Origin of the sequence: Caballeronia arvi (assembly GCF_001544695.2) — a bacterium.
Lineage (GTDB): Bacteria > Pseudomonadota > Gammaproteobacteria > Burkholderiales > Burkholderiaceae > Caballeronia > Caballeronia arvi.
Window position 1 is genome coordinate 20629 of sequence record NZ_FCOM02000075.1, and the last position, 7629, is coordinate 28257.

The 7629-nt window shown below is 61.4% G+C and carries 8 protein-coding genes; 5 read left to right on the forward strand and 3 right to left on the reverse strand.

Annotation, left to right across the window (positions count from 1 at the left end; all coding sequences use genetic code 11):
* The first annotated feature begins 61 nt into the window (after window positions 1-61).
* Together AWB74_RS38910 and AWB74_RS47745 are read left to right on the forward strand one after the other, a co-directional pair.
* Window positions 62-763, forward strand: a complete 702-nt coding sequence (locus tag AWB74_RS38910; protein WP_061151901.1) for a GntR family transcriptional regulator — start codon at window positions 62-64, stop codon at window positions 761-763.
* Window positions 764-1251: 488 nt separating this feature from the next.
* On the forward strand, window positions 1252-1548 hold the full coding sequence (locus AWB74_RS47745; protein ID WP_143749426.1) for a hypothetical protein: 297 nt from the start codon (window positions 1252-1254) through the stop codon (window positions 1546-1548).
* Window positions 1549-1828: 280 nt separating this feature from the next.
* On the opposite strand, the gene AWB74_RS38915 is transcribed toward AWB74_RS47745, so the two are convergent.
* Window positions 1829-2614 carry an IclR family transcriptional regulator gene (locus AWB74_RS38915; RefSeq protein ID WP_061151902.1) on the reverse strand — a complete coding sequence of 262 codons (786 nt, stop codon included), beginning with the start codon at window positions 2612-2614 and terminating at the stop codon, window positions 1829-1831.
* Between the two features lie 174 nt (window positions 2615-2788).
* Window positions 2789-3355 carry a VOC family protein gene (locus AWB74_RS38920; RefSeq protein WP_061151903.1) on the reverse strand — a complete coding sequence of 189 codons (567 nt, stop codon included), beginning with the start codon at window positions 3353-3355 and terminating at the stop codon, window positions 2789-2791.
* Window positions 3356-3498: 143 nt separating this feature from the next.
* Here AWB74_RS38920 and AWB74_RS38925 point away from each other — a divergent pair, with 143 nt between their 5' ends.
* The 3 genes from AWB74_RS38925 to AWB74_RS38935 all read left to right on the forward strand — a co-directional run bounded on the left by AWB74_RS38925 (window position 3499) and on the right by AWB74_RS38935 (window position 7349).
* Window positions 3499-4350: a fumarylacetoacetate hydrolase family protein gene (locus AWB74_RS38925; RefSeq protein ID WP_061151904.1), complete on the forward strand. Its 852-nt coding sequence runs from the start codon at window positions 3499-3501 to the stop codon at window positions 4348-4350.
* A gap of 56 nt (window positions 4351-4406) precedes the next feature.
* Window positions 4407-5927 (forward strand): bifunctional 3-(3-hydroxy-phenyl)propionate/3-hydroxycinnamic acid hydroxylase MhpA, encoded by a 1521-nt coding sequence (mhpA, locus tag AWB74_RS38930; RefSeq protein WP_061151905.1) that lies wholly within the window; start codon window positions 4407-4409, stop codon window positions 5925-5927.
* Window positions 5928-6002: 75 nt separating this feature from the next.
* Window positions 6003-7349 carry an MFS transporter gene (locus AWB74_RS38935; protein WP_061151906.1) on the forward strand — a complete coding sequence of 449 codons (1347 nt, stop codon included), beginning with the start codon at window positions 6003-6005 and terminating at the stop codon, window positions 7347-7349.
* A 23-nt stretch (window positions 7350-7372) separates the two neighbouring features.
* Here the strand turns inward: AWB74_RS38935 and AWB74_RS47750 are convergent.
* A partial coding sequence (locus AWB74_RS47750; protein WP_235024860.1) for a hypothetical protein occupies window positions 7373-7629 on the reverse strand: 257 nt, incomplete at its 5' end.

Below are 7629 nucleotides of genomic sequence, written 5' to 3' on the forward strand. Positions count from 1 at the left end.
GCAAGGGCCATTGCCCTGAAACGCCGCCATCGCCCGGATCGAACACAGTCTCAGAGACAAAATGACAAAGCTATCCATGGTGTCGGAATCGATCATCCGGCACATCGAATCGGGAGGCCTGCGCGAGGGCGACCGCCTGCCCTCTGAAGCCGAGCTTGCAACGAATCATGGCGTGAGCGTGGGCACAGTTCAGAAGGCGCTCATGCAACTCGTGCATTCCGGGCTGATTACTCGCGAACAGGGGCGCGGCACGTTCGTGTCCGGCACGCGAGTCGCGCCTGCGGATGTGCGCTATCTGCGCTTTCGCGATGCAGACGGCAACGACCTGCCCTCCTACGTCCATGCGCGCTCGGTCAAGCGACTGAAACGCAAGGGGCCGTGGTCCGAGTTTCTCACCGGAGAAGGCTTCGTGCGCATCGATCGGGTGATCAACGTCGGCGGCCGGTTCGATCTGTACAGCGAATTCTGGCTGCGTGAGGAAGATTTCTCGGAGTTGGGTGGAGTCGATCGCGCCGCGCTTGAACGTAACCTGCGCGAGCTCGTAGCGCAGCGCCTTTCCCTGCCAACGCAGCGGGTGGATCAGTGGATCCGGTTCGACGTGCTGCCGGACATCGCCGCACGTGAACTAAAAATTGAAAGTGGTCAGCCTGGACTCATCATGGAGTTGCGCGGCTATACACTGCGCAATCGGCCCCTTTATTATCAGCTGGTCTATTCGGGGCCGTTCGCTGAGCGGCTAGTCGTTTTGCGGGAGCATGAATAGCGAAGCTGCGCATGAGTCGCGGCGAGCGCGCGGCCCGTGTCGTACCGACTCGGACACCTGGCCAGTCAATCGCCGCAGCACCGAGCATCCTAGGCGGCCAGCGGTAGTTCGATCTAGGCGTCCCGTAGTACAAGCCGGTGCTGCACGTTTCGATGGCGTTTCCGTCGAGCTACGGTGAACAAGATAATCGGGATAGCGGCGGCGCTTGTCTCCCACGCTTGCGGCCAATTTCCGGTCGCGGGCGATAGAGGCTAGCCTGCGAGTTCCAGTGCGATCGATGATTCCCACCGGCTTCGTTCCGTCTGGTGGCCAGCGGCGTTATCCTTCGTTTCGAGTACGGCGTTTCGACCCTTCGTCGCGCGCAAACCTCGTTGTGATACAAGAAACGATCACCAGCCGTTCACCAGCAAGTTGTTAGCACTTTTCGGTGGCAGTAAGCGTAACAGGAGGACGCTAGGCAGCGTCCCCGCCGGCCGCTTGAACGCCGGGTGCTGGTCGAAAACAGACCTCCGTTCTCCGTCGCCGAACAGCTAGTCATCTGCGTATCCGGCGGGGACCGCCGCGAAAGCCGATGTCGCAATTCGTTCGGCGTTGCTGAGTGCGGCCGCCAACTCCCGGCCCAAATTGCCCTGCGCATAGCTGATGAACACGCGGGTCTTGCGCGCTGGTGCATTGCCGTTCTCAATGTTTCAGGCAACGCGTCGCTTGGATCGCGCGACATTCCGAATGTCTCTTTCAGCGAATTCCTCAAGACAGTGTCAAGTGCTGCGATCTGGGCCCGTTGAGTGGATAGCAGCGCATAGCCAACGCGAAGTTCTCGAAGGCGTGCCATCCAATAAGCGGGACCCAGTGGAGAGGATCCTTTGTCTAATTCGATCAATGTTTCAACGATTTTTGATAGGTGAGCCAGCTCGCGATCAGCTTCGTTCGACGTGCGCTTTAGAACGTTGAGCGGTATATCGTTGCTTTTACGACTTTGTTTTCTGACAATCGCTCTCATGAAGAACTCTCTGATTCCGTCCCTCAAGCATATGTGCGCTCATCGGAAGTCAAGGCAGGTGCCGACTACCTCGATGAGGCGACGGCGCCAGACTGACGGCCCTCGATGACGATGCGCGTGCGTTGCGATATGCGCGCGGCCGCCTCCTTGATCGATTCGATGAGCCGATCGAGATTCGCGAACTCCAGGCGCTGAGTCGGCACGATCACCGCCAGCGCGCCGACCGCTTCGCCCGAGTCATCCGTGAACAGCGGCGACCCGAGCGCGGAAACGCCGACCTCGAGTTCATCCCTCGAGAGATAAAAGCCCGCGCGCCGGATCTTAAGCAGTGATGCGCGGAAGTCCTCGAGCGTGGAGCCGAGCCCGCTCTGGGCGATGTCGTCGGCATAGTGATCGAACAAAACTGCAAGCTTCGCCTTTGGGAAGGTCGACAGGATCGCCTTCGACGCGGCGCCGAGAAACAGGGGACGTGGACGCCCTCGACCGTATCTGAGGTCGAGTGATGTATCGTGCGTTTCCCGATGGGTGTCGACGAGCTCGTTTCCATACCACCGGGACATTACGATGTCGAAGCCCGAATGCTCGCTGAGCTCGCGCATGACCGGTTGCCCCGCCGCAAGCAGCGGATCGGACACGCGCAAGTGATAGTCGAGCTTGATGATGCGAGGACCAAGGCCATAGTCTCCACCCGCGAAGCGCACGAGCAAGCCCGCATCCACGAGTTCCCGCACATAGCGGTAAGCGGTCGGAATCGAGCAATCGAGTTCCGCGCCGACGTCTTCGGCGGACAGGAACGGCCTGGTCTCCGAAAATAAATCGAGGATGGATAAGAGTCTGGTGATGCTCGACATCTGGACGGTAGCCCCCTTGGACGTGAGTGGATTATAGCCAGCACACGAAGCCGCTCGATCGGGTCTGTTCACATCATCAAAGGGTGCGCGGCGTCGGCGATCTCAGGCAACGTCAGCCGACGGCCGGCCTCGAAGGTTGCAGCGATGCATGTCGGCCAGCGTCGCTTCACCGCGTCACACGAGTCCCATGCGTTCGGCCATCTCTGCTTGCCAGACACTTCGAGGTCGGAAGCCAGGCAGGGTACGCGCGTGGCACTCGACATCGGCCATCAGCTCGGCGTCCGGTAGGGCGAAGTCGACCGGCACGCGCATCGGCTGGTCGACGTACCACGGCGTGTCGATGAACAGTTCCAGCCGATTGCCCTCCGGATCGCGTGCATAGATCGAGACTGCGTTCCCATGAGTCACGGGATGAATGTCGTCGAGCCCCTCCTCCACGAACTTGCGGTGGAACTGTCGGAGCGTGGCGAGGCTGTCCGCCTCCAGCGAAATCTGGTTGATCGGATTGAACGCCAGATGCGACGGGCGCCCGCTCGCGAGCACGATCTGATGATGCACCGCCGGATCGCGGCTCAAGAAAACCAGCCGCACTTCGCCATTCGGCGTCTGCAACTTGCCGCGGTCCGTCACCGTGAATTCCAGCACCCGCGAATAGAAATCTTCGACCCGTGCCATGTCGCTCACGTAGAAGCCCATGTGGCTCAGCGAGAGACCCCGCCGCTTTTGCTTCATCCCTTCCATGCTCGTCTCCTTAGTGATAAACCCTGACAAAAAACACGTTGTGTCCTTTGATAAATTCAGTTTATTCTCAAAATACGATAACTGCACTAGTTTTTTGAGTTGGCGCGGCAGTCTATTCAACCGCTTTTATCAACGGAGCATCAATGAAACTCGTCAGCTTCTCGACCTCGCAGGGTCCCTCGTTCGGCATCGTTCGCGATAACGCCGTATTCGACCTGGGCAAACGTCTCGGCGCCCGCTTCGCCGACCTCAAGGCACTGATTGCCGCGGACGCCTTCAGCGAAGCGGCCCAGGCAATCGAAGGCATCGCGGCCGACTACACGCTTTCGGACGTGACCTTGCTGCCGGTCATCCCCAATCCCGAGCAGATCTTCTGCGTGGGGCTGAACTACGCCGAGCACGTCAGGGAAACGAATCGCGAGACGACCGAGCAGCCCGTGATCTTCATGCGGCTGCCCGCGTCCCAGGTCGGTCATGGTCAGCCGATGCTGCGTCCGCCCGAGTCGCTGCAATTCGACTACGAGGGCGAGATCGCGGTGATCGTCGGGCGCGGCGGACGGCGCATCGCCGAAGCGGATGCGTGGCATCACATCGCCGGTTACGCCTGCTACAACGACGGCTCCGTGCGCGACTGGCAGCGTCATACGACGCAATGGGGGCCGGGCAAGAACTTCTATCGCACCGGCGCGTTCGGGCCGTGGATGGTCACGCGCGACGAGATCGCGCCGAACGCGCTGATGACGCTCGTTACCCGTTTGAACGGACAGGAAGTGCAACGCGCGACGACCGAGATGCTCATTCACGGAATCGCGAAGCAGATTGCTTATCTTTCGACGTTCACGCCGCTTTTCCCCGGCGATGTGATCGTGACCGGCACGCCGGGCGGCGTCGGCGCGAAACGCAATCCGCCGCTTTTCATGAAGCCGGGCGACGTGGTCGAAGTGGAAGTGGACCGCATCGGCGTGCTGTCCAACCCGATTGCCGACGAAGCGTAAGCGTCGCGGCCGGGCGCGGCGAGTCGCGCCCGGCGTCTCATCAGGCGGAAAAGAACATGTCAGATCAAATCATCCCAACGCATACGTGCGACTACGACGTCGCGATCATCGGCCTCGGGCCCACCGGCGCCACATTGAGCAACCTGCTCGCGATTCAGGGTTTGCGCGTGCTGGTGCTGGAGCGTGACAAGGACATCTTTGCGCTGCCCCGCGCGGTGCACTTCGATGGCGAATGCATGCGCGTGTTCCAGACGATCGGCATTGCTGATGCGCTGCTGCCCAACCTGTTCGTCGGCCCGGGCATGAAGTTCGTAAACGCGCAAGGCAAGTTGCTGATCGACTGGCAGCGTCCGACCTGCATCGGACCTCACGGCTGGTGCGCGAGTTATAAATTCCATCAGCCCGATCTGGAGAATGCGTTGCGCGAGCGTCTCGCGCGGCAATCGAATGTCGACGTGCGTCTGCGTCACGAGGTCTTCGCGCTCGACGAGACAGCCGATGGCGTCCAGTTGCGCTTCGAGGACACGAGCCGCGGCAAGCTCGGGCGCGCCACCGCGCGATACGTCGTCGGATGCGACGGTGCGCGCTCCATCGCGCGGCGCTTCATGGGCACCGAGCTGACCGATCTCAAATCCCATGAGCGCTGGGTCGTGGTCGACACGATGCTCAACGCGCCACGGCCGGATCTCGGCGATTTTTCGATTCAGTATTGCGATCCCGCACGCCCGACCACCTATACGCGCGGTCCCGGCAACCGTCGTCGCTGGGAAATCATGGTGATGCCGGGCGACGATGCGGCGCAACTCTCATCGGCGGACTGGCTCTGGGACAAGCTCGCTCGCTGGATCTCGCCCGCCGATGCGCGGCTCGAGCGCTCGGCCGTTTATACGTTTCATTCGGTCGTCGCGAACGGCTGGCGCCGTGGGCGCCTGCTGCTGGCGGGAGACGCCGCGCATCAGACGCCGCCCTTCATGGGTCAGGGCATGGCCGCCGGTATTCGTGACGCGTCGAATCTTGCATGGAAGCTCGGCGCCGTCCTTCGCGGCGAAGCATCCGATGCCCTTCTCGACACCTACGAATCGGAACGCTCGCCGCACGTGCGCGAGTTCATCGAAACCGCTGTGCAGCTCGGCTCCGTCATCCAGACGACACACCCGGAACTCGCGAATGCGCGCGACTGCGAGATGGCCGAGGCCATCCGCAAATTCGTGACGCCGCAACCGAAGCTCGGACCGGGCGAGTGGATGGACGACGCCTCGGGCACGGCGGGGCATATTGCGCCGCAGCCGCGTCTGAACGATGGGCGCCTGCTCGACGACGTCGCCGGGTATCGCTTCGCATTGGTTGCGCTGCCGGCGGTCCTCGAAGCGTGTCCGAACCTTCCCGACGAAGCGGCCCGCGCGGATGTCGCGCTCTTCGTGGGCGAGGCGTCGATTCGCGAGTGGCTCGCGTCGATCGGTGCTGTCGCCGTGCTGGTGCGGCCCGACCGGTACGTGTTCGGGGTCGCGCACAGCGTGCATGCTGTGGATCAATTGCTCGAACAAGCCGTTCTCCACCAGCGTACCGAAAACGCCTGAGTCTCTCACACCATCGCACATGCACATGCACATGCACATCATTGGACAAAGAAGCCAACACTTACTGGAGCAGTTATGGAGACAACCCGCAACGCCGTCAGCGAATCTGGCCTCGCACAATCCACCGGTCTGACACGATCGCAGTGGAAGATGATTCTTATCGCTAGTCTGGGCGGTTCACTGGAGTTCTACGACTTCATCGTGTACGGCTTTTTCGCGCACAACATTGCGGCGCAGTTCTTTCCGAATGCGTCGTCGTTGCTGAGCATGCTGGCCGCGTTTTCCGTGCTGGCGATCGGCTACGTGATCCGGCCGCTCGGCGGCATCGTGCTGAGCAGTTGGGGCGATCGATATGGCCGCCGCCCGGTGTTTCTCGGCTCCATCGTCGTCGTGACGAGCGCAACCATTTGCCTTGGCCTGCTGCCGAACTTTCAAAGCTGGGGCATCACGGCCTCCATCGCGCTGATCGTGCTTCGCATGCTTCAGGGCTTCTGTGTCGGCGGCGAAATGCCCGGCGCGATCACTTACGCCGTCGAGGCTGCGCCGCATCGGGCAGGGCTGGCCGCGGGCATCATCATCTGCGCGGTGAACGTGGGCGTGTTGCTCGCGACGGTCGTCAATCTCGTCATTCAGAGTGCGCTGTCGAGCGCGGATGCGGCGGCTTATGGCTGGCGAGTTGCGTTCCTGTTCGGAGGCCTGTGCGGAATCGTGTCGTACTGGATGCGACGCAACCTCGACGAATCTCCCGAGTTCAAGAAGATGCATGGCGCCGTGATTAAACAACCGTTTCGCGAGACACTTCGTCATCACGGCAAATCCGTCGCAGCCGCGGCGCTCACGATCGCGGTGATGGCCGGTGTCAATGGCATCCTGTACGGGCACATGCCTGCTTATCTCGTGCAGCAACTTCACTATGCGCCCCGGACGGCGGCGATCGCACAGAATGCCTATCTGATCGTCAGCTCGTTCGGCCTGCTTGCAGCGGGCTGGCTGGGAGACAAGGTGCCACGCCGGTATCTTCTGCGTACCTCGGCGGCCTTGCTGGTGGTCTTGAGCTATCCGTTCTATCAAGCGCTTGTCGGTCACACGGTAAATCCCGTCGGCCTGTTCATCCTCGCGGGTGTGGTCTTTTCGTTGGCAAGCGGTACATGGGCTTCGGTTCTTGCCGACCAGTTCCCGGTTCAGGTGCGATTCAGCGGCATCGCCCTTTCGTATAACGCATCGGTTCTCGTCTTCAGCGGTTTTGCACCGTTGCTCGCGACGATGCTGATCCGCGAAACGGGCTCGTTGGCTGCGCCGGCCTACTTCGTGATCGGCGCCTGCGGTATTGCATTGCTCGCAAGCTTTGCATTGCCCGCTGGCCAATCGGCTTCGTGCGACGGATTGCGAGCGGATCGACTCAACGGCGAACCCTCGCATTGAAACCTCAGCGCGGGGGGCGCAAGTCACAGTCGAATGTGCTGTCCAAGCAACCGGACGACCTCGACCGCGGCAGAAGCGCGTCGACACACCGACACGCGCGAGCGTCTGCGAGCGTCCGCGAGCGATTGCAAGCGATTCCTCGCAGACGCATCGGGCTGAAGCAACGCGTTGATCCACGCCAGCGTCACCGCGTTGTCGCCGCGAGCCGCGCTGATAAAAGACGTTGCGCGGACCTCGTCTTCTGGAGCTTGTTCGTTATTCAGTGCCGTCACCGATGACG

Coding starts and splice junctions, on each gene's coding strand:
- AWB74_RS38920 (WP_061151903.1), bottom strand. CDS start 3,355: ATGGAAGGGATGAAGCAAAAGCGGCGGGGTCTCTCGCTGAGCCACATG.
- AWB74_RS38935 (WP_061151906.1), top strand. CDS start 6,003: ATGGAGACAACCCGCAACGCCGTCAGCGAATCTGGCCTCGCACAATCC.
- mhpA (WP_061151905.1), top strand. CDS start 4,407: ATGTCAGATCAAATCATCCCAACGCATACGTGCGACTACGACGTCGCG.
- AWB74_RS38910 (WP_061151901.1), top strand. CDS start 62: ATGACAAAGCTATCCATGGTGTCGGAATCGATCATCCGGCACATCGAA.
- AWB74_RS38915 (WP_061151902.1), bottom strand. CDS start 2,614: ATGTCGAGCATCACCAGACTCTTATCCATCCTCGATTTATTTTCGGAG.
- AWB74_RS38925 (WP_061151904.1), top strand. CDS start 3,499: ATGAAACTCGTCAGCTTCTCGACCTCGCAGGGTCCCTCGTTCGGCATC.